The sequence below is a fragment of the Geothrix mesophila genome (genome assembly GCF_022808835.1).
Taxonomy (GTDB): Bacteria; Acidobacteriota; Holophagae; order Holophagales; family Holophagaceae; genus Geothrix; species Geothrix paludis.
This window is the reverse complement of record NZ_JAKZLD010000005.1, coordinates 27,278-47,370: the sequence shown is the minus strand read 5'-3', so window position 1 is coordinate 47,370 and position 20,093 is coordinate 27,278. Positions and strand designations below refer to the sequence as shown.

General features: G+C 71.6%; 17 protein-coding genes. 8 read left to right on the top strand and 9 right to left on the bottom strand.

Annotated elements, in window-relative coordinates:
* Positions 1 to 169: 169 nt before the first annotated feature.
* Positions 170 to 3,478 carry an RCC1 domain-containing protein gene (locus MLG87_RS14555; protein WP_243295822.1) on the bottom strand — a complete coding sequence of 1,103 codons (3,309 nt, stop codon included), beginning with the start codon at positions 3,476 to 3,478 and terminating at the stop codon, positions 170 to 172.
* Between the two features lie 147 nt (positions 3,479 to 3,625).
* Between MLG87_RS14555 and hrpB the strand changes: the two genes are divergently transcribed.
* Complete coding sequence (gene hrpB, locus MLG87_RS14550) at positions 3,626 to 6,094, top strand: ATP-dependent helicase HrpB (protein ID WP_341848588.1); 2,469 nt, start codon at positions 3,626 to 3,628, stop codon at positions 6,092 to 6,094.
* Positions 6,095 to 6,097: 3 nt separating this feature from the next.
* Here hrpB and MLG87_RS14545 read toward each other — a convergent pair whose 3' ends face one another.
* Positions 6,098 to 6,766, bottom strand: a complete 669-nt coding sequence (locus tag MLG87_RS14545) for an HpcH/HpaI aldolase family protein (RefSeq protein ID WP_243295820.1) — start codon at positions 6,764 to 6,766, stop codon at positions 6,098 to 6,100.
* A gap of 68 nt (positions 6,767 to 6,834) precedes the next feature.
* On the opposite strand from MLG87_RS14545, the gene MLG87_RS14540 reads away from it, so the two are divergent.
* The gene (locus MLG87_RS14540) at positions 6,835 to 7,320 is read left to right on the top strand and encodes a GNAT family N-acetyltransferase (protein ID WP_243295819.1); all 486 of its coding nucleotides are present in this window, start codon (positions 6,835 to 6,837) and stop codon (positions 7,318 to 7,320) included.
* 189 nt (positions 7,321 to 7,509) lie between these two features.
* A complete protein-coding gene (locus tag MLG87_RS14535; RefSeq protein ID WP_243295818.1) occupies positions 7,510 to 7,905 on the top strand; it encodes a holo-ACP synthase in 396 nt (131 codons plus the stop codon).
* A gap of 161 nt (positions 7,906 to 8,066) precedes the next feature.
* Here MLG87_RS14535 and lpxD read toward each other — a convergent pair whose 3' ends face one another.
* Entirely contained in the window at positions 8,067 to 9,056 is a 990-nt protein-coding gene (gene lpxD, locus MLG87_RS14530) for a UDP-3-O-(3-hydroxymyristoyl)glucosamine N-acyltransferase (RefSeq protein WP_243295817.1), read from the bottom strand.
* Positions 9,057 to 9,134: 78 nt separating this feature from the next.
* Here lpxD and MLG87_RS14525 point away from each other — a divergent pair, with 78 nt between their 5' ends.
* From MLG87_RS14525 to MLG87_RS14515, 3 genes are read left to right on the top strand one after another with little or no spacing between them, the layout of a single operon-like run.
* Positions 9,135 to 9,950, top strand: a complete 816-nt coding sequence (locus tag MLG87_RS14525; protein ID WP_243295816.1) for a prolipoprotein diacylglyceryl transferase — start codon at positions 9,135 to 9,137, stop codon at positions 9,948 to 9,950.
* On the top strand, positions 9,947 to 10,927 hold the full coding sequence (locus MLG87_RS14520; protein ID WP_243295815.1) for an RluA family pseudouridine synthase: 981 nt from the start codon (positions 9,947 to 9,949) through the stop codon (positions 10,925 to 10,927). The genes MLG87_RS14525 and MLG87_RS14520 overlap by 4 nt, the downstream gene beginning before the upstream one ends.
* A gap of 33 nt (positions 10,928 to 10,960) precedes the next feature.
* A complete protein-coding gene (locus MLG87_RS14515) occupies positions 10,961 to 11,425 on the top strand; it encodes a rhodanese-like domain-containing protein (protein ID WP_243295814.1) in 465 nt (154 codons plus the stop codon).
* Here the strand turns inward: MLG87_RS14515 and MLG87_RS14510 are convergent, their stop codons facing one another.
* Entirely contained in the window at positions 11,426 to 12,640 is a 1,215-nt protein-coding gene (locus MLG87_RS14510) for an AmpG family muropeptide MFS transporter (protein WP_243295813.1), read from the bottom strand.
* 30 nt (positions 12,641 to 12,670) lie between these two features.
* Positions 12,671 to 13,144 carry a DUF2231 domain-containing protein gene (locus MLG87_RS14505; protein ID WP_243295812.1) on the bottom strand — a complete coding sequence of 158 codons (474 nt, stop codon included), beginning with the start codon at positions 13,142 to 13,144 and terminating at the stop codon, positions 12,671 to 12,673.
* 177 nt (positions 13,145 to 13,321) lie between these two features.
* Between MLG87_RS14505 and MLG87_RS14500 the strand changes: the two genes are divergently transcribed.
* On the top strand, positions 13,322 to 13,876 hold the full coding sequence (locus MLG87_RS14500; protein WP_243295811.1) for a Rieske (2Fe-2S) protein: 555 nt from the start codon (positions 13,322 to 13,324) through the stop codon (positions 13,874 to 13,876).
* A gap of 17 nt (positions 13,877 to 13,893) precedes the next feature.
* Positions 13,894 to 14,685, top strand: a complete 792-nt coding sequence (locus tag MLG87_RS14495) for a DUF5777 family beta-barrel protein (RefSeq protein ID WP_243295810.1) — start codon at positions 13,894 to 13,896, stop codon at positions 14,683 to 14,685.
* Positions 14,686 to 14,710: 25 nt separating this feature from the next.
* Here MLG87_RS14495 and MLG87_RS14490 read toward each other — a convergent pair whose 3' ends face one another.
* Genes MLG87_RS14490 through MLG87_RS14475 form a run of 4 tightly spaced genes read right to left on the bottom strand, consistent with a single transcriptional unit; the run spans position 14,711 to position 19,962 of the window.
* Positions 14,711 to 15,727: a YncE family protein gene (locus MLG87_RS14490; protein ID WP_243295809.1), complete on the bottom strand. Its 1,017-nt coding sequence runs from the start codon at positions 15,725 to 15,727 to the stop codon at positions 14,711 to 14,713.
* 17 nt (positions 15,728 to 15,744) lie between these two features.
* A complete protein-coding gene (locus tag MLG87_RS14485; protein ID WP_243295808.1) occupies positions 15,745 to 17,904 on the bottom strand; it encodes a carbohydrate binding family 9 domain-containing protein in 2,160 nt (719 codons plus the stop codon).
* Positions 17,897 to 19,036 carry a chromate transporter gene (locus MLG87_RS14480; protein ID WP_243295807.1) on the bottom strand — a complete coding sequence of 380 codons (1,140 nt, stop codon included), beginning with the start codon at positions 19,034 to 19,036 and terminating at the stop codon, positions 17,897 to 17,899. Before MLG87_RS14480 ends, MLG87_RS14485 begins: the two co-directional genes overlap by 8 nt.
* Complete coding sequence (locus MLG87_RS14475) at positions 19,033 to 19,962, bottom strand: chromate resistance protein ChrB domain-containing protein (RefSeq protein ID WP_243295806.1); 930 nt, start codon at positions 19,960 to 19,962, stop codon at positions 19,033 to 19,035. The genes MLG87_RS14480 and MLG87_RS14475 overlap by 4 nt, the downstream gene beginning before the upstream one ends.
* Positions 19,963 to 20,093: the final 131 nt, after the last annotated feature.

Below are 20,093 nucleotides of genomic sequence, written 5' to 3'. Positions count from 1 at the left end.
TCCTGCCTGGGCCAGGACACCATCCCGCGGGCCACCACTCAAACGGAAGGAGGCTTCATGGCCTCGTTCCTTGGGTGGATAGCCCTGGGGGATCTGCCAGGTGCCGAAGCCGGTATCAGGGATGGATGCGCCATCGGTGAGGATCATGGCTGATCGTAGTATCGCCACCTCAGGGCAGGCGGAATCCCGCCTTCACCTCGCCCAGGCCGAGGGTCGGGAAGGCCCGGCCCAAACCCAGCTGGCCGGCGGGGGCGTCGGAACCCCACACCCACAGCGTTCCGTCCAGGCCCACCGCGAAGGAATGATCGTCCCATGCGCTCACCTGGCGGATGCCGGCGAGGCCGGGGACCTGGGTGGGCTGACCCACGTTCTCCCAGGTGTCGAGGCCCAGCTGGCCCTGGTGATTGTCCCCCCAGGCCCACACGGTGCCATCGGCCTTCAGGGCCAAGAGATGGCGCTCCCCGGCGGAGAGGGCGGTGACGCCGGCCAAACCGGGTAAGGCGGCGGGGGCCGGGCCCAGATCCTCACCCCAGGCGGCCACGGTGCCGTCCGCCAGGAGCGCGTAAGAGCGGTTGCCCCCTGCGGCCACGGCGGTGACGCCCGTGAGCCCCGGCACGGGGACGGGACTGGGGGCCAGGGCGCCGGCCGAGCCGGTGCCCAGCTGGCCCTCCGCGTTGCGGCCGAAGGCCTGGACCGTGCCGTCCGGCAGCAGGACCAGGGAATGCTCCCCGCCGCAAGCGGCGGAAGTGGCCATCAGGCCCGGTACGACCGCCATGGACTGCTCAGCCAGCGAACTGGAAAGCTCCGCGGCGCCCAGGCCAAGCTGACCGCTGCGGAATTCGCCGGAGCCATAGACCCTCCCGTCCTGGGCGACAATGAGCCGATGGGCCCCACCATGGGCAGCGGCAGCGGGCGTCAGTGTGGTCCAGGGAGTGCTGGTGAAGACCGTAGGCGCCTGGCCGCCGGTCCAGGACCACCAGGATCCGCCCCCCCAGAGGAGGAGGCTGGCCTGGCCCCAGCTGCTGGTGTCAAAGGCCCAGGGGGTAAGAGGCGAACTGACCGCCGGAAGGGGCGCGGGCGTCCCGGAACAGACGGGCGTCCAATTGGTGATCAAGGGCCCCGCCAGCCTCCCCCACCCGTACACCTGGCCGTCCCGGGAGCGGGCGGCGCCTAGGCCCCGGCCGGCCAGGGCGGAATCCACCGGACCCAGCCCCGGCACCGCCGTGGGGATGTTCCGGGCCAGGGGCAGGGCGCCCCCGGTGACGCCCCAAGCGGGGAGGCCGCTGGCCAGCACTTGGCCCTCGGATCCCACCATGGTCGTGGTCCAGGGATTGGCGCACACCTGGTCCATGCCCATCAGACCCGCAACGTCCGTGAACCCTGTTGGCGGGTTGTACTGCCGGGCGGCCATGCGCCCCCCCTGGCGGAGGATGATCCTGGTGCCGTCGGTGTAGCCCACCATGTCCGCAGGCGTCGTCCACCCACCCAGGGCGCCCACCCCCGGAGTTCCGGTGCCGATCCAGGCGTTCATGCCCTTGATGGCGTAGGCGTCGGTCAGGTAGGCGTTCACCGGTTGGAGGTCATCGTGGTAGTCGGCCATGCCCCAGCGGGCGGTGGTGCCGTCCTGGGCGCTGGCTTCCGTGGCCAGGCCCGCGCAGGCGATGAGGGCGACAGGGGGTAACCCCGCCACCTGGACGGGGACGCTCCGATCCACCCGGTCCCCAGTGCCCAGCTGTCCGTGGGCGTTGGCGCCCCAGGTCCACACGGTGCCGTCGTCCTTGAGGGCCGCCAGGTGGGCGTCCCCCGCGGCGATCTGGACGATGCCCGAGAGGCCGGCCACCTGGGCGGGCGTGTTCCGTTCCCGCACGGTGGAGCCATCCCCCAGCTGGCCGTTGAGGTTGGCCCCCCAGGTCCACACGGTGCCGTCCGAAAGGAGAGCGGCGCAGAAGGCCCGCTTGGCGAGGGGCTGGGAGGTGCCGAAGGCGCTGGAGACTAGGCTCCGGACGCCCGTGAGGCCCTGGATGGGGCCCGGGACCGTATCGGGGGCCCAACCGCCCCTGCCCAGCTGGCCGGAGGCGTTCATGCCCCAGGACCAGGCGCCGCCCTGGCGATCGATGGCGTAGCCGGCGGTGGAATTGCCCTCCGTCTCCACGACGCCGCCGGCGTGGATCACCAGGCGGGCCTTTAGCGTGCGGCCCGCATCGTTGGTGACCGTGAGGATGTATCGGGTGGACACCCGGGGCTGCACGGTCACGGCCTGGCCGCTGGCCACCGTGAGGCCGCCGGGCTCGATGAGCCCCGTTCCGCCGGTGAAGGCCGGGGTCAGGGTGACCACCCCGGGAGGCGTCGCCGCGGCTAGGTCGGAGGTGAAACCCTGGATGACGGGCACGGGGGCCACCTGCACCGAGGCCTGGGCCGTGGCCGTGGTGCCGGCAAGGTTGGTTACGGTGAGGGTATAGGCCTGGTCCGCGGCGGGGGTCACGGGCAGCTGACCGTAGCCAGAGGCGAGGACTCCCCCCGGGCTGACGACTCCCTGACCCCCGGTGAAGCTATAGCTGAGGGCGGTACCCTCGCCCGCGGTGATGACGGGCCTATCGGCCTTGAAGTGGCTGATGGCGGGGGCGGAGACGGCCTGGATGACCCCGGTGGCGTCCACGACGTACCCGGCCTTATTGCTGAGGTTGATGGTCACGGAGCAGGTGCCGAAGCTCCCCAGCGGCGTGAAGTGGAGGGTGCCGTCCACCAGGCTCCCGTCCACCTGGACGCCCCGGGCCACGTAACCGGTGACGATGATGCCGGGGCTCACCTGGGCGCTGACGGCGTAGCCGCCCTGGCCAATGGTGGCGTAGGGGGCCTGGGGCCAGTTGTAGGTCACCTGGGCGCTTGGGGTAGGCACGACGGTGAAGTCCTGGGCGCCGTCGGCCACGTCCCCCTCGGAGCCGGTAACCCGGCACTGGAGCCGTGTGCCGGACCCGATGCTCCCCGCGAATTGCACCCATGAGCCGTAGTCCGCGAGGATGCGCCCGCCCGTGATGCTCCAATGGAAGGTGGCCCCGGGCTGGGTCGGGACGGAGGCCGTGTAGGCGATCCCGTCCGACACGTAGGGCGGGTTGGGCTGCCCGGAGACAGTGATGGCGGCGCTGGGGAGGACCTTCAGGCGCAGATCCTTCACTGCCTTGGTGGTCGAGATCAGCGTGTCCACGGTGAGACGGTACGTGGTGCTGGCTCCGGGCTGGACCTGGACGGGGACGCCGCTTTCCACCTGGCGGTAGATGGCGCCGTCGTAGATCTCTCCGGAGCCGTTCCGGAAGGTGGCCGTGAGGGTGGCCTTGGCGCCGGCCACCACGGGGTTGGGCTCCGCCGTGAAGGTGAGGATTGCCGGGATGTCGTCGGGCTTGCTCCCGCCGCCGCCCCCGCATGCGAGGGCCAGGACGGACAGGAGGAGGACGGCGGGGCGGAGGCAGGACAAAGGGGACATAGGATCCTTGGGGAGCCGGCGGGAAGGGCGTGGATAGAGTATTCAGAGGTCCCATTTTGAATCAGGCCGGTGCTTCAAACTAGGTCAAAGCATCCAAATCCCCGGCGACTTCCCGGGCTGATCAGGCAGTTCCGTTAGGCTGGGTGGGTGCTGACGCCCCTCCCAATCGACCCTCTGTTGCCCCAGATCATGGGGAGCCTGGAAGGGAACCCGAACCTGGTGCTCCAGGCGGATCCCGGCGCGGGCAAGACCACGCGGGTGCCGCCGGCCCTGCTGGAGGCGGGGCTCCTCGGGAGTGGCGAGTGCTGGATCCTGGAGCCCCGGCGCCTGGCCGCGCGGCTCGCCGCGGCCCGCGTGGCCGAGGAGCTGGGCGAGGCCCTGGGCGAGCGGGCGGGCTACGCCGTGCGCTTCGAGCAGAAGGTCTCGAAGGCCACGCGCCTCCGCTTCGTGACGGAAGGCCTGCTGCTGCGGCGGCTCCACGGCGATCCGCAGCTGAAGGGCATCACCACCGTGGTGCTGGACGAGTTTCACGAGCGGCACCTGCACACGGACCTGGCCCTCACGCTCCTGCGGCGCCTCCAGCGCACGGCGCGGCCAGACCTGAAGCTCCTGGTCATGTCCGCCACCCTGGACCCCGGCCCCGTGGCGGCCTACCTGGACGCCCCCGTGCTACAGAGCGCGGGCCGGGCCTTCCCCGTGGACACGGCCTTCCTGCCCCGCCCGGACGACCGGCCCGTGGAGCTGCAGGTGGCCGACGCCCTGGACCGCCTCTACGGCGACGGGCTGAAGGGCCACACCCTGGTTTTCCTGCCCGGCGCGGCGGAGATCCGCGCCTGCCTGAAGGGCTGCGAGGCCCTGGCCGCGCGGCGGGGCCTGAGCCTGCGGCCCCTGCACGGCGAGCTGTCGCCCGAGGCCCAGGCCTTCGCGCTGGAAGTCACCGGAACGCCCAAGGTCATCCTCAGCACGAATGTGGCGGAGAGCTCCGTCACCCTGGACGGCATCGGCGCCGTGGTGGACACGGGCCTGGGCCGGGAGGCATCCCACTCGCCCTGGTCCGGCCTCTCGGGCCTGCGCACCGTGCGCATCAGCCAGGCGCGCTGCACCCAGCGCACGGGCCGCGCGGGCCGAACGGGCCCGGGCCGCTGCCTGCGCCTCTTCACGGAAGCCGACTTCCAGGCCCGGCCCACCTTCGACACGCCGGAGTTGCAGCGCGCGGACCTGGCGGAACCTCTGCTGGCCCTGCATGGCATGGGCATCACGCGGCTTTCCGATCTCCACTGGTTCGAGGCACCTCCCGAGGCCGCCGTGGCCGCCGCCGAGGGTCTGCTCACGCGCCTGGGCGCCCTGGCGGACGGCGCCCTCACGCCCCTGGGCCGGCGCATGGCGGACCTGCCCCTGCACCCGCGCCTTGCGCGGTTGGCGGTGGCCGGCGAGGACCTGGGCATCCCGCGGCTGGCTCTGCGCGCCGCGGCCCTCCTGGAGACCGGCAGCCTGTCGGCCCGCCAAGGCCTCGACCGGGCGCCGGTCAAGACCGGGCATGGCGCCGACTCGGACCTGCTGCTGCGCCTGGACCAGTTCGAGGAGGCCGAGGCGGCGGGCTTCGGCGCGGGCGCCTGCCGGGCCGCGGGGCTGGACGCCTCCGCCGTGCACCGCGCGAAGCGGGCCGTGCAGTCCCTGTCGCGCCTGCTGCCGGCCGCGCCAGAACCCGCGGATGCCGAGCCGCGCCTGCTGAAGGCCCTCCTCGCCGCCTACCCGGATCGCGTGGGCCAGCTCTCGACCAACGGCACCTGCGCCTTTGCCGGGGGCGGAGGGGCGAAGCTGGATCCCGCCAGCCGCGTGCGGCGCCCCGGCCTCATCCTGGCCCTGGAGGCCGAGGCCCAGAAGCAAGGCACGGGTGGGCAGACGCTCATCCGCCTGGCCTCCCGCTGCGAGGCGGACTGGCTGCTGGATGCCTTCCCCGAGCGCCTGGAGGATGTGGACGAGTTGCGCTTCAACACTTCGGCCGGACGGGTGGAGCGGCTGTCGGAGATCCGCTATGACGGCCTGGTGATCGACGCGAGCCGGGGTCCCGCGGATCCTGCGGATCCGCGCGTGGCGGCCCTGCTGGCCGAGGCCCTGCGCGGCCGTCCCCTGGACGAAGTGCCCGCGAGGTACCTGGCCCGCCTCTCCTTCCTGCGGAAGCACCGGCCGGAGCTGGACCTGCCCGAGGACCTCCTGGGCCCGCTGCTGGCGGGGGCCTGCGCGGGCCGGACGACGCTGCGGGAGGTGCAGGATGTGGACTGGCCCGCGGCCCTTCGCCAGGCCTTCCCCGCCGAGACCCTGCGCCTGCTGGACACCTGGGCCCCGGAGGCCATCCAGCTGCCCAAGGGCCGGCCCACCAAGGTCCACTACGAGGACGACCCGCCCTGGATCGCCTCGCGCCTCCAGGACTTCTGGGGCCTCAAGAAAACGCCCGCCGTGGCCGGCGGCGCCGTGCCCCTGGTGCTCCACCTGCTGGCCCCCAACATGCGGGCCATGCAGGTCACCACGGACCTCGCCGGCTTCTGGCAGCGCGCCTACAAGGAACTGCGGCCGGCGCTCTCGCGGCGCTATCCCAAGCACCACTGGCCGGAGTGAGGCTCAAGCACGCAGGTCGGCCAGCATCGCCCGGGCCCCGGTCTCCAGTAGGGTGCTGTCCAAGCCCGTGGCCAGGAGGGTGAAACCGGCGGCCGCGTGGGGCCGCATCTCCGCAGCGGTCATGCGGAAGATGCCGAGGCGCATGGCGGCTTCGCGGCAGGCGCGGGCGATGCGATCCACCGCCTCCAGGAAGGCGGGATGATCGAACTGCCCGGAGATCCCCAAGCTGGCGCTCAGGTCGTAGGGACCCACGAAGACCGCCGCCACGCCGGGCACCCGGGCGAGGGCGCCGATGTCCGCCAGAGCCTCCTTGGACTCGGCCTGCACCACCACCAGGCCCCGGCCCTTGACGGCACGCACGACCGCCTCCGCCTGGGCCGCCGTGTCCACGTGGGGCACGATGAGGCCCTCGGCACCGACGGCGACCGCGTCGGCGAGGACCTCGGGATCCAGGGAGGGTACCCGCAACAGGCAGGGCACGGTGCCCTTCAGGGCCGCCAGGGTCCGTGAGGTCTCAGCGGGGCCATAGCCCCCGTGCTCGCCGTCCAGGAACAGCCAGTCGACGCCGGCCCGGGCCAGGGCCGTGGCAACCTCCGGCCTCGGAATCTGCACCAGGGTGCCCAGCAGGCGCTCGCCGGCGCGGAGACGGTCGCGGAAGGAAGTCGGGGACATGCTCACCTCCACCCTCCAGGGTGGACTGGATCCGATCCGGACGGGACCGGTTTGGTAACCTTGGACCCATGCTGACCTTCCGACCCATCCGGCCCCAGGACGACGCCGCCATGGCGGCCCTCATCCGCTCCGTGATGCCCGAGTTCGGCGCCGACGGGCCGGGCTTCGCCCTCCATGATCCCGAAGTGGATTTCATGAGCCGGGCCTACGGCGTTCCGGGCGCGGCCTACTTCGTGGTGGAGGACGAGGCGGGGAAGGTGGTGGGCGGCGCCGGTGTCGCGGCCCTGGAGGGCGGCGAACCCGGCGTGTGCGAGCTGCGGAAGATGTACTTCCTGTCCGAGGCCCGGGGGAAGGGCATGGGCGAGGCGCTGTTGCGCCACTGCCTGGCCGTGGCGAAGGGCCTGGGCTACCGCACCTGCTACCTGGAGACCCTCACGGGTATGGACCAGGCCATGAAGCTCTACGGGAAGGTGGGCTTCCAGCCCCTCTGCGCTCCCCTGGGCCGCACCGGCCACGGCGGCTGCGACCGCTGGTACGCTTTGGAACTGAGATGAAAGCCCACCACCGGACCATTGCTTTTCTCACCGTTCATCACCGTTTATCACCGGTTTCTAAATGTCTCTGTTTGCTTCTCGCTGGGGCCTCTTCCAAAGAAAAAGAAAGTTCAACCGGTGATGAACAGTGAGAAACGGTGATGAAGACAACAGCATGCTCTCCCTGGTGAATCGGATGTTTGTCTCCCGATGGCCCTCACGGAACGGGAGGCTGATGTGATCCTCGGACTGGGTACCGACCTCTGCCCACCCAGCCGCTGGCGGCACCTCATCGACCGCTTCGGGGCCGAGAAGGGCGCGCGGCGGATCCTCCACCCCGAGGAGGCGGACTATCTGCTGGGGGGCAACCGGGAGCGCCTGCCGGAGCGGCTGGCGGGGCGCTGGGCCCTGCGGGAGGCCTTCGGCAAGGCCCTGGGCACGGGGCTGGACGGTTGGTCCTGGAAGGAGCTGCGCTACGTGAACGGGCGGCTCTGGGCCGTGGGGGCCCTGGCGGAGCTGCTGGCGGCCCGCGGCATCCGGAAGCTCCACGGCAGTGTCAGCCACGACGGGGACCTGGCCGTGGCCGTGGTCATCCTCGAAGACTGATCCCCAGCTACTCCCACGCTCAACAGAAAAGGCGTCCATAAGCGGAGGTTTGCGGAGGAGCCGAGGATAGCGGAGGAAAAGAAAAGGCACCTGACGCTTCTGTGCCTTCCGTGTCCCTGCTTGTCTGGCTAAGGCTCGCCGATTAGCAGGCGTTGATTCGATCAGCCCTTCCGCAGTTGCTTCATGAGCCGCGGCAGGCGGTTCAGGGCTGCCTGGGCCTCGGTCCACTCTTTGTGGGGCCGGGCGGGGAAGCCGGTGACGAAGCTGTCCTCGGGCAGGCTCTTGGCCACCACGCTGTTGCCGCCCACCACGCTGCGGCTGCCGATCTCGATGTGACCCACCACGCCCACCTTGCCCGCCAGGGTCACGTAGTCGCCCAGCTTCGTGGAGCCGCTGATGCCGGTCTGGCTCACCAGCAGGCAGTGGTTCCCCACCTGCACGTTGTGGCCCACCTGCACCTGGTTGTCGATCTTGGTGCCCGTGCCGATGCGGGTGGGGCCCAGCACGCCGCGGTCGATGCACACGCAGGCGCCGATCTCCACGTCGTCGCCCACCTCCACCCAGCCCACCTGGGGGATCTTGGCGTGGCGGCCCTCCACCAGCACGTAGCCGTAGCCGTCGCTGCCCACCACGGAGTTGGCGTGGATGGCCACGCGGTTCCCCAGCCGGGTGCGGCGGTAGAGCACGGCGCCGGAGAACAGCTCGCAGCCCTCGCCCAGCACGCAGTCGTCGCCGACATGGACGCCGGGGTGCAGCACGCAGCCCTTCCCCAGCGCGGTGCGGGCCCCCACGGTGGCGCCGGGGGCAATGCGGCAGGCTTCCCCGATCACCGCCGCGGGATGGACGGGGCGATCGCTCCACTCGGGAGCGGGCTCCGGGTGCAGCCAGCCGATGGCCTGGGCGAAGGCCCAGTAGGGATGCTTCACTCGGAGCACGGGATGCTCGCCCATGTCCGCCGCCGCGTCCACGAAGATCAGACCCGCGGCACTTTCCCTGGCCTTCGCGGCATATTTGGGATTGGCCAGGAAGGAGACCGACCCCGCCCCCGCCTCTTCCAGGGGCTTCACTTCGGAAATGGGCCGATCCGGGGGACAATGCTCGAGGCTGCCGCCCAGACGTTCCGCCAGCTCATGGGCTGTGATGATCGGCATGGCACCCTCCTCGTCAGTCTTCAGTCTTCAGTCTTCAGCCTTCAGCCTTCAGTTTCCAGTCTCCCGTCGGGATCCCGCATGCATCCAGTTCTTTTCGAGATCGGTTCCTTCCCCCTGGGCACCTACGGGCTGCTGCTGGCCATCGCCTTCTTCGCGGGCACGGCCCTGGCCAAGCGGCAGGCGAAGCTGGATGGGCTGAACCCGGCCGCCATCACGGACCTGGCCATCGCCGTCCTCATCGCCGCCATCCTGGGCTCCAAGCTGCTGATGATCATCGTGGGCCTCTTCACGCCCGCCGGCCAGGAAGGCGCCATGACCTTCCGCGAGATCTTCACGATGTCCACGCTGCGGGCCGGCGGGGCCATCCATGGCGGCATCATCGCCGCCACGGCCACCTTCTTCTGGAAGCTCCGCAAGGGCCAGGGCCTGCCCCTGCGCCTCACCGGCGACGCCCTGGTGCCCGGCGTGGCCCTGGGCCAGGCCATCGGCCGCCTGGGCTGCTTCTCCGCCGGCTGCTGCTACGGCACGGAAACCCACGTGGCCTGGGCCGCCACCTTCACCGACCCCATCGCCCACGCCTTCAGCGGCACCCCGCTCGACATCCCCCTGCACCCCGTGCAGCTCTACAACAGCTTCGCCAACCTCACGGTGATGGCCGTCCTCCTGCTGGCCCGCGGGAAACGCCAGTTCCAGGGCCAGATCTTCTCCCTCTACTTCCTGGTGGAGGGCCTGGGCCGCATTGTCACCGAGACCTGGCGCGGCGACGGAGACCGCGGCACGGGCTGGCTGGGCTGGGCCTGGCTCAGCACCGGCCGTCTCACGGGCGTGGCCTTCATGATGCTGGGCGCGGGCCTCTGGCTCTTCTGGAGCCGCCGGAAGGAAGCGACCCGATGATCAGCCTCCGCGCCGAGGACGGCGCCCCCCGCCTGGACCGCTTCCTGGCGGACCGCTTCCCCGAGGTGCCCCGGGCGCGCTGGGACGCCCACGTGCGCACGGGCGAGGTGAAGGTGAACGGACAGCCGGTGTCCAAGGGCGGCGTGAAGCTGCGCCCCGGCGACCTGGTGGAGACGGAACTGCCCATCATCGCCGTCCCGGCCGCCCACCTGGAGGCCGAGGCCATCGACCTGCCCACGCTGTTCGAAGACGGCCAGCTGTGGATCGTGGACAAGCCCGCGGGCATGGTGGTGCACCCCGGGCCGGGCCATGCCGGCGGCACGGTGGTGAACGCGCTCCTCCACCGGCTGAAGGCGCCCGTGATCCTCGAAGGCGCTGACGAGGAAGGCGAGGACACCGAGGAGCTGGCTTCCGGATGGCCCGGCCTCGTGCATCGCCTGGACCGCTACACCACGGGCTGCCTCTGCCTGGCCAAGACCGCCGAGGCCCAGCGGGCCATCCAGGCCCAGTTCAAGGCCCGCACCGTGGAGAAGCGCTACCTGGCCCTGGTGCGCCACTCGCCCCGCCTGCCCCAGCTGGGCAGCCTCCTCATCGACGAGCCCATCGCCCGCCACAAGCAGGACCGCCTGCGCATGGTGGTGGCCGAGGGCGGGCGCCCCGCGCAGACCCGCATCCGCGTGCTGGCCCGCACCACCAGCGTGGCCCTGGTGGAGTGCGAGCTGCTCACGGGCCGGACGCACCAGATCCGGGTCCACCTCGCCCACCTGCGGGCCCCGCTCATGGGCGACCCGCTCTACGGCGGCCCCGGCCGCTGGAAGGACCTGGACGGCGGGGCCCTGCTGCTGCCCCATCCGGCCCTCCACGCCTGGAAGCTGTCCGTGGACCACCCCCTGACCGGCGCCCGCATCGACGCGGTGGCGCCGATCCCCGAGGCCTTCCGTGCCCTCGCGGCCGCTCTGGGCTTGCCGGAGGTCTGAGGCCGGGGCATCATCCCCGTACCGGGAGGTGCCATGTCTCCGCACGCACAGGCCCTGACGACGCTGAGAGGCTGGATGGAGACGTACCCCTTCCTGCCGGGCCTGGTCTTCGCGGCCCTCTGCCTCCTCCTGCTCTTCGGGGTGGCCTTGCCGCGCCTCCGCTCCTGGCGCCGGGGCCGCGGACGGCCCGTGCTCGATCCCCTCCAGGTCGAGGAGCTGCTCCAGGGCCCCGGCGTCCTGCTGGTGGACCTGCGGGACGAGGCGGCCTTCCGGCAGGGCCACATCCGGGGCTGCCTGCACGTGCCTTTCGCGGAACTCACCCGGCGCTTCGGATCCCCGGACCCTCAGGCCAAGCGCGCCCTCGTCCTCGTGGACGAGACGGACGCGCTGTCCCATCGCGCCCTCAGGCTCCTCACCGCCCGGGGCTTCGAGTGGGTCTACGTCCTCCAGGGCGGGATGCGGGCCTGGCGCGGGGCGAGCCGGCCAATGGTGAAGTGATCAGGCCCCGTCTGTCTCCTGCAGCCCCCAGCGGTCCCAGAGCAGCAGCAGGAGAAGGCCCGGGATGGCCGCCGCGGCGCAGACAGGGAAGTAGAGCTTCCAGCCGTACCAGTCCGCCATGAAGCCCGTGAGGCCCGCGAAGAGCGTGCGCGGCAGGGCCATGAGGGCGCTGAACAGCGCGTACTGGGTGCCGGTGTAGCTGCGGTTGCAGGCCCCCATGAGCAGGGCCGCGAAGGCGCTGCCCCCCATGCCGTAGGCAAGGTTCTCCAGCGTGTTGGCGGCCACCAGCAGGGGCAGGTGGCGGCCCAGCAGGGAGATGGTCCAGAAGCCCAGGATGCTACCAGCCTGCACGAAGCCGCAGATCCAGAGCGCTTTGCGCAGGCTCATGCGCGTGAGCATCCAGCCGCCCAGCAGGCCGCCCAGGATGATGGCCACCATGGCCGTGGTCTTCTGCACGAAGCCGATCTCGGTCTTCGTGAAGCCCATGCCCCGCAGCAGGAAGGGGATGGTCATGGATTCCGCCAGCCAGTCGCCCAGCTTGTAGAACACGGCGAAGGCCAGCAGGTAGGCAATGCCCCGGCGCTGGAGCAGATCCTTGAGGGGCCCGGAGATGGCCTCCCGCAGCGTGCGCGGGGCCCGGGCCACGGCGTCGGTGTTCTCCGCCATCCAGGTGCCGATCATGCCCAGGACTGTGAGGCCGGCCATGGCGAGGTAGGTGGCCCGCCAGCCCAGCTTGTCCGCCAGGATGAGCGCCAGGCCGCCACTCACCAGCATGGCCACACGGTAGGCGGCGATGTGGATGCTGTTGCCCAGGCCCAGGTGCTTCTGGTCCAGGGCCTCGGCCCGCCAGGCATCCACGGCGATGTCGAAGGTGGCGCTGGTGACGGCCACGGCCAGCGCCAAGACCACCACCCGGAGCAGGTCCAGGTGCGGTTGGATGAGGGCCAGCCGGGCGAGCGCGAGCGCCATGCCCGCCTGCATGACCAGCATCCAGCCCCGCCGCCGGCCCAGGCCCGGCAGGGAGAAACGGTCCAGGAAGGGCGCCCAGAACACCTTCAGGCTGTAGGGCAGCGTCACGAAGCTGAAGAGGCCGATGGTGGCCAGGCTCAGCTTCTCGTCCGTCATCCAGGCCTTCAACGTCGAACCCGTGAGAAACAGCGGAAGCCCCGACGCGAAGCCGAGGAGCAGGAGGACGGCATACTGGCGGGGCTTCATCCCACCAGCCTAACCGCAGTCACCCACCGCTCAGGGCTCGCCCCCGTGGGTGTGCAGGTCGTGGACCATGTGGCCGCCCAGGTGGCCCGTGCGGAGCAGGGCCGCCACGCCCATGGCGCTGACCAGCAGCCAGAGGATGAACAGGACCCGGGCCAGGCGCGGCGGCAGATCCCGATGGAGGAACCGGGAGACCCCCAGGCGGAGGACCCAGGTCCCCGCCAGAACGCTGAAGATGGCCACGGTCCACTCGGCCGACTCCTCATGCTGGTCCAGCGCGGCCCGCAGCGCCGGCGTCCGGTGCGCGAGGTTCTCCGCGGCGTCCCCCGTGGCCAGGGCCAGCAGCGCTCCCGCGAGCCCGAGCAGCAGCAGGAGCAGCGCCATGGCGTGGATGCCCCGGCGCTGGGCGGGCCAGAGTGCGCCGATGAGGAAGAGGAGTGGCGCCGTCATCAGCAGCGCGATGGGAAAGTGGACGATGGCGGGATGGAGGTGGTTGAAGGGGGGCACGGGAGCTCCGGGGCGGAATCGGCGGGATGTCCCGAACAGGATGCGCCCACGGCCAGGGCGGACGCCAGACCGGAGGGGCCGGTTTCTGCCATCCGGATCTGGGACCGTCGTGGGCCGCGCTGCATCCTCGCCCGCAGGTCCCGTGGCCACGGCCGCGGTCCCCCTTGAGGAGGTCCCATGTCCCGCCCCGAACCATCCACCCCCATCTCTGCTCCATCCAGTAGCCTCGACCGCCGGGAGTTCTGCGCCTGCGCCCTCGCCGTGGCCGCCGCGGCCGCCGTCGTCTCCTGCGGAGGGGGCGGTGGGGGATCCGCTTCGGCGCCACCGCCGCCGCCTCCGCCACCCCCGCCCAGCCCCGTCACCACTTCGGAGACGAAGGCCAGCATGCTGGCCCAGCCGTCGGGAACGGTGAAGGACTACACCACCACCGCCTCCGGGAGCTGCCCGCTGGTCTTCGGAGCCGCCCAGGGCTACTACCTCGTCCGGGACAGCGGCGGCATCTACGCCTTCAACGCGAGCTGCCTGCACCAGGGCGGACGCCTCGGCCCCACGCAGACCGGCTTCAGCTGCCCCTGCCACGGCAGCCAGTACGATCTCAACGGCACCGTGACCCAGGGACCGGCCCCGGTGGGATCCACCCTCCAGCACTACGAAGTCAGCGAAGCCACGCCGGGCGGGGCCCTGGTGATCGATCCTTCCAAGCCCGTCTCCGCCGCCACGCGGCTGACCTGACCCGGCCGGTGCCGCCCATGACGCTCCAGCCGATCCTCCCGTTCCTCTGTTTCTCCCTGCTCCTCCCCGCCGGGCTGTCGGCCCAGGACTCGGATCTGCCCCTGGGCCTCAACCTGCCCACGGCGGACCACCTCGAGGGCTGGCAGCCCGCCATCCGCTTCACGCACCGCTTCACCGAATCCGCCAAGGGGAACTCGAAGGATCTCTATGGCCTGGATGGCGGCAACTTCCCGGGCCTGGGCTTCGACCTCGGCATCGCCGCGGTGCCGGGGCTCAACGCCCAGATCTACCGCACGGCGGATGGCAAGACCGTCACCCTGGCCCTCCAGGAGCGGATCCTGAACCGCCCCCATGTCCGCCTGGCAGTGCGGGTGGAGCGCTTCGACGAGACCATCCAGCGGACCACCTACGCCTTCGGAACCGTGGGCATCTCCGGTGCGGCCGTGCAGCTCCCCGCGGAGTTCGCGGCGGGCGCCTTCACGGTCAGTCTCGTGCCCACCTGGCTGTCCCGCACCACCACTAGGGACCAGGCGCTCTTCACCGCCGGGGCGAGCTTCCGGTGGCGCTTCGCCGAAAGCCAGTCGGTCCTGGCCGAGTACTACCCCCGCCCCTCCCGCCTGGATCGTGCGACCTACGAGCCCGGCTACGCCGTGGGCTACCGCTTCCAGACCAAGGGCCACCGCTTCACCCTCCTGGCCACCAACGTCCAGGGGACCACCGCCCACCAGGTCCTGGGCGGCGACTACGCCGGCGGCCCCAGACCCCCGGGGCGCTGGGCCCTGGGGTTCAACCTGGTGCGGATCTTCTAGGATGCTGGCTTCGAAGGAAGCCGGCTCAGGGGCGCCTGGGCTCCAAGATACGGAGCCCGGGCCCGGAGCCCATGCGTTTCAGGGGGACATAGAGCCAGTGCGTTCCAGGATCGATGACCACGACGTGGGCGTTGGGGCCGACGTCCTGGTCTCCCTCCCGGCGGAGGGTGGCGCCCTCGCCCAGGAAAACGACCGTCGGGCCCGACTCGGCAGCGACCACGAGCCGCCGGGCCGTGGGGTCGAACGCGAGCACATCGGGATCCCGGCCCACGGGGAAGGAGGCGGTGACCTTGCCGGCCGCGAGGTCCACCACCAGGAGTTTCGCATTCCCCTCGCAGGCCACGAAGGCCAGGTGACGTTCCGGATCGAGGGCCAGGCCGTGGTTCCCCTCCGCGCCGGGCAGGTCCAGGCGGGCCACCACCGACAAGGCCGCCGGGTCGATGGTGACGAGCTGGTTCCGGGTCTGGACATTGCTGTAGATGCGCCGGGACACGGGGTCGTACTGGGTGTTGCCCACCTCGCCGCCCAGGGGGATGGCGGCGATGGCCCGGCGGGAGGCCGCGTCGATCACCACGACCTGCCCCCCCCGCTCGTCCGACACGAAGACGCGCCCGTGCTCGGGATCGAAGGCCAGCCCGTCCGGGAACCGCCCCGCCGGCACCCGGGCCAGCTCGCGCAGCGTGTCCGTGTCCAGGATCGCCACCTTCCCCTCGCCGGCCACGCTGACATACAGCTCGTGGCGGCCGGGGACCGCGAGGATGCCGGTGCAGCTCGGGAAGCCCGGCAGGACCGCCAGCACCTTGCGGGCGGCGGTATCAAAGACCACCACCTCGCCCGCGCCCATGTGGGCGAGGTAGAGCCGGTGGGCCGCGGCGTCGAGGCTGGCGTAGTCGAACCGGGAGGCGGCGCCCGGCAGGGGCACCTCCGCGACGGACACGAGCGGCGCGGGGGCCTTGGGCCTCGATTGGCAGGCCACGGGCGCCAGCAGCATGAGGAGGGTCCAGGGAAAACGCTTGGAGGGTGGAACCGGCAGGAAGGTCATGGGGACTCCCGGATGACTCAAGGACGGAAGGTCCAGCGGAGCTTGGCGCTGAGGACCTCCTGGCGGGGCAGGAAGCGCAGCGGCCCGTTCAGGTCCGGCCGCTCCCAGCCTCGGGTCCAGACCAGGAAAGCCTCGGCCTGGGGACGGACCTCCCAACGCAGGCGGAGGTTCGACCCCAGGCTTCGGGAGGCGGTGTCGTACTGCAGGAGGCCCGACAGGATCAGGCCCGGGCCCCATCCGTACTCGCCGCGGAGCTGCAGCAGCCGCTGGGTGAAGTTCCCCCAGGGCAGCCGCGCGAAGTCGTTCTCGGCGGAGGCGGTCCACCGGATGTGGCCGTCCCGGGCGTTCCCGCCCACGGACTGGATCCACTGGAAGAGGCGCCCGCCGTAGAACTCGCCGAACCAGACCGTCGTCCCCACCTGCCACAGCCGCGTGGCCGCACTCTCCGCCAGCAGCCGCCAGCGGTCGAAGCGGTACTCTCCGGCCGGGATGATCACGCCGGGGCTGATCTCGAAGGGCTGGGCCAGCACCTCCACCTGGGGCTGCCAGTTGGCCTCGAAGTGATCTCCCGAGGCGGTCACCACATTGAAGGGGGCCGTGAAGAGCTCCGAGCTCTGGAGGTTCCCGCGGAGGTCCTCCACGCGGAAGAGGCTCACCTCGTAGAAGGCCTGCCGGATCCAGGCCAGCGACGGCGAGGCCGGACGCGGCTGGTAGGCGAGGCCCGCGGACAGCTGCCGCGTCCCCGGCCGCGGGAGGAAGCCCATGCCGGGATCCAGCGCCTCCCCGAAGCGGTTCACCTTCAGGCTGATGTCCCAGAGGTCGTTCGGATAGTCGACCTTGAACCCCCAGCCCCCGGGGTCGCCTTCCGGGAGGGCGGTCCCGGCGCTCCGGGCCGTCCACAGCCCCACCTCGAACAGCTTGTCGCCGAAGAGCCGGGAGGTCTGCCACACGGCGTCCAGCCCCGCCAGGCGGTTGCTTCCCGGCCCCTGGGGATTCCCCTGGGTGCCGATGGCGCCGAGGCGGAGGTGCTCGTCCACATCCCAGCTCACGCGGGCGGCGGAGAGGTCCGTTCCGCCGCGCACCGCGGAGCCCTCCTGCCGGATGCTCAGGGCGCCCACGGACACCGGCCCCACGCGGCCGATGACCTTGCCGCCGCCGCTGAGGGGGACCGGCGCGCCCGCGGCCAGCCCCACCGTGCGGGAGAAGAAGGGGATGAAGTCGCTGTCCAGGCCGAGGCCGAACTGGAACTGGTTCGCGCCCTCCAGGAAGAAGGCCCGCTTCTCGGGGAAGTAGAGCGGGAAGCGCGTCAGGTTGATCTGGCGGGAGTCGACCTCAGTCTCCGCGAAGTCCGGCCGGTAGGTGAGCATGCCGGACAGCTGGTTCGTGAGCGACGCCTCCACGTCGAGCCCCATCCGGCCCCGGGCGGAGCGTCTGCCTTCCTGGAAGTCCGCCTGGCGCTGGGCCAGCAGGAAGGGGCTCACGGAGAGCCCGCTCCCCCGCTTCAGGCCGGCCACGCCCTCCAGGAGGCCCGCCCGGCCCATGTCCGGCAGCTTGGCGTCGAGGATGGGGGAGGCCCAGCGCAGGGTCAGGCGCTCGCGGGCCACCTGGCGCTCGAGGTTGAAGCCCCACCGGTCCCGCGCCGGATCGAAGCGCAGGGTGCGGCTGGGGATGAAGATCTCGAGGCTCCAGCCGGTGCCATCCCGGGCGGTGGCCGCCTCCCAGAGGCCATCCCAGTCGAGGGACACGGACTCGGGGCCTGAGACCAGGCCGTCGGCGCGGGCCCCCGACGCGTTCACCTGGAAGCTGTAGGCCGTGTGCCCATCGCCGAGGGTGTCCACCACGAGCGTCACCGCATCGTCGCCGCTGAAGTCCCCGTCCCGCTGGAGGGTGTGGGCGACGATCCCCGACGGATCCGGATCCGCGCACCGGATCCCCACGTACAGGCCCTCCGGGGCGACCAGGACCTTCGCGGTGGTGGCGAAGGGCGTCGGCGCGCCGGGGACCGGCGCCTGCTGGGTGAGGCGGATCTCCGGCGTCCCGAGCCAGGCGGCCTCGTCCAGACGGCCGTCCACGCGGATCGGGGTGGAGGCGTGGGCGGCCCTCACTGTGGGCGGGGCCTCCGCCCACAGGCTGCCGCCCAGGCCGCCCAGGAGCGCCAGGGCCACGCGCCTAGCCATGGTAGAGGCCCAGACCGAGCAGGCCTGCCGCCAGCACCAGCAGGGGCTCGGGGATCTTGGTCTTCCAGATGAGCCCGAGGGTGCCGAGGCCGATGAGGGCCGTGGGCAGGTCGCGGATGGCCCCCCGGCCCAGCACCAGCACCGCGCCGGCGATGGCCCCGGTGGCCCCGGCCGTCACGCCCGTGACCAGGGCCTTCAGGCCCGGGTCCTTCCCGTGCCGCCGGAAGAACGGCGCCGCGAGCACCACCATCAGGTAGACGGGGAGGAAGACGCCCACCGCCGCCGCGCAGGCACCGAGGGGCCCGGCGACCAGGTAGCCGATGAAGGCCACGGTGATGACCACGGGCCCCGGCGTGATCATCGCGACGGCCACGGCATCCAGGAACTGGCGCTCCGTGAGCCAGTGCCACTCGTTGACCACGCCGCCGTGGAGGAAGGGCACGATGGCCAGGCCCGAGCCGAAGACGAAGAGGCCCGCCTTGGCGAAGAACCAGAGCACCGTCCCGGCCGTGGCCGCCGGGACCGCCCCCTGGGCCCCCGTCAGCAGCCAGGGCGCGAAGCCCGTCACCACCGGCCGCCGACCGGGACGGGCCCGGAGGATCCAGGCCAGGAGGCCCCCCAGCAGGACCAGGGAGACCCACTCCCGCCCCGTGAGGGCCGTCGTGGCGCCCACCACCAGGAAGATCCCCCAGGCCAGGGGGTCCTTCCGCAGGGTGGCCTTGCCGAGCTTGAAGGCGGACCGGGCGATGATGCCGATGACCGCCGCCCCGACGCCGTAGAAGACCGCCTGCATCCACCGGAGCCCGCCGTAGGCCACGTACAGCACGGAGAGCCCGATCACCATCAGGAAGGACGGCAGGATGAAGGTGAACCCCACGAGCGTGGCCCCGAGCACGCCGGCCCGGACGTAGCCCAGGTAGATCGCCAGCTGGGCCGCCAGGGGTCCGGGCGCGAGCTGGGCCAGGGTCAGCGCCTCCTGGTAGTCCGCCTCGCTGATCCAGCCCCGCGCCTCCACCAGGTCCCGGTGCATGGCCCCTGCCAGCGCGATGGGACCGCCGAACCCGAAGGCGCCGAGCTTCAGGAAGTAGAGGACGAAGGCCCGCAAGGGGGAGCGCCCATCCGCGGCGGTCACGCGGGACTCCGCGCCAGGGCTTCCAGGAAGGCGTCCAGCACCACGGAGCCCGCCGCGAGCCGGTCCTCATCCGCGGCGTGCCGGAGGGCCACGCCCTGGATGACCCGCGCGAAGCCTTCGGTTTCCGGGCGCTGGAACCGGCGGTCTTTCAGATCCACGTCGTGGATCAGCTCGGCCAGGGGCCGGAGCCCCGGCGCGGGGAGGTCCAGGTGGTGGAGGAAGGTCTCGAAGCTGCAGCGGTCGCCTTCGTGGGTGAACTCGCCCTCGGCCATGTCGAAGCGGAGGTCCCCCCGCCGGTGCCGGTAGGCCTTCGGATCCACGAACCGGAGGCGGGCCTCCGGGTCGATGAAGCGACGGATGAGCCAGGCGCAGGCGATCCGGTCCACATGGATGCCCTTCCGGGTGACCCAGGTGCGGCCGCGCAGCTCCTCCGCGGGGCCGGAAGGCGGGGTTTCCCTCGCGGGCAGGAGGCGGGCCTCGCAGGTGGCCAGCAGGTCCTCGACCTCGGCCCGACGCTGGGCCCCGAAGAAGTCCCGGGCCTGGATCTCCTCCAGCCGGCGGCGGAAGCGGGCCAGGGCGCCGGCGTCCGCCTCCGCGGGCGCCTCGAGGGCCGTGCGGAGCTCCCCGGCGAGGGCGGCGTAGTCCCCGTCCCGCTCGGCCCGGAACCGGGCCACCACGTCCGCGTCCGAAAGCCCCTCCACCAGGCTGGCCTCCACCACGGAGGCCTCTCCGCCGGCTCCCTCGATCTGGCGGACCATCCACTGGAGATCCTCGGTGGACTCCTCCGAAGCCGGCAGGGCGTGCACCGAGTTCTTGAGGGCGACGGCCCCCAGCGACTGGAGCTGGCGGCGGACCTTCACCCGCAGGTAGGCGGGCTGGGCGGGGAGTTGGTGGAAGAGGAGCATCCACCGCAGCGGATCGGACATGGGTCACCCCGCCCCAAGATAGATTCACCTGCATCTCATGCAAGATTCAGGTGAATCTTTTCCTGGAAGCGAAAGCCAACGCGTGACCTCGGACCCTCGCGGCGCACGCGCCGCGGGGGGAACCTCCGGAG

Bases quoted from the DNA above. Each gene is read 5' to 3' on its own strand.
- MLG87_RS14490 (WP_243295809.1), bottom strand. From the start codon at position 15,727: ATGACCTTCCTGCCGGTTCCACCCTCCAAGCGTTTTCCCTGGACCCTC.
- MLG87_RS14535 (WP_243295818.1), top strand. From the start codon at position 7,510: ATGGCCCTCACGGAACGGGAGGCTGATGTGATCCTCGGACTGGGTACC.
- MLG87_RS14485 (WP_243295808.1), bottom strand. From the start codon at position 17,904: ATGGCTAGGCGCGTGGCCCTGGCGCTCCTGGGCGGCCTGGGCGGCAGC.
- MLG87_RS14545 (WP_243295820.1), bottom strand. From the start codon at position 6,766: ATGTCCCCGACTTCCTTCCGCGACCGTCTCCGCGCCGGCGAGCGCCTG.
- MLG87_RS14500 (WP_243295811.1), top strand. From the start codon at position 13,322: ATGTCCCGCCCCGAACCATCCACCCCCATCTCTGCTCCATCCAGTAGC.
- MLG87_RS14525 (WP_243295816.1), top strand. From the start codon at position 9,135: ATGCATCCAGTTCTTTTCGAGATCGGTTCCTTCCCCCTGGGCACCTAC.
- lpxD (WP_243295817.1), bottom strand. From the start codon at position 9,056: ATGCCGATCATCACAGCCCATGAGCTGGCGGAACGTCTGGGCGGCAGC.
- MLG87_RS14555 (WP_243295822.1), bottom strand. From the start codon at position 3,478: ATGTCCCCTTTGTCCTGCCTCCGCCCCGCCGTCCTCCTCCTGTCCGTC.
- MLG87_RS14495 (WP_243295810.1), top strand. From the start codon at position 13,894: ATGACGCTCCAGCCGATCCTCCCGTTCCTCTGTTTCTCCCTGCTCCTC.
- MLG87_RS14510 (WP_243295813.1), bottom strand. From the start codon at position 12,640: ATGAAGCCCCGCCAGTATGCCGTCCTCCTGCTCCTCGGCTTCGCGTCG.
- MLG87_RS14475 (WP_243295806.1), bottom strand. From the start codon at position 19,962: ATGTCCGATCCGCTGCGGTGGATGCTCCTCTTCCACCAACTCCCCGCC.
- MLG87_RS14520 (WP_243295815.1), top strand. From the start codon at position 9,947: ATGATCAGCCTCCGCGCCGAGGACGGCGCCCCCCGCCTGGACCGCTTC.
- MLG87_RS14515 (WP_243295814.1), top strand. From the start codon at position 10,961: ATGTCTCCGCACGCACAGGCCCTGACGACGCTGAGAGGCTGGATGGAG.
- MLG87_RS14540 (WP_243295819.1), top strand. From the start codon at position 6,835: ATGCTGACCTTCCGACCCATCCGGCCCCAGGACGACGCCGCCATGGCG.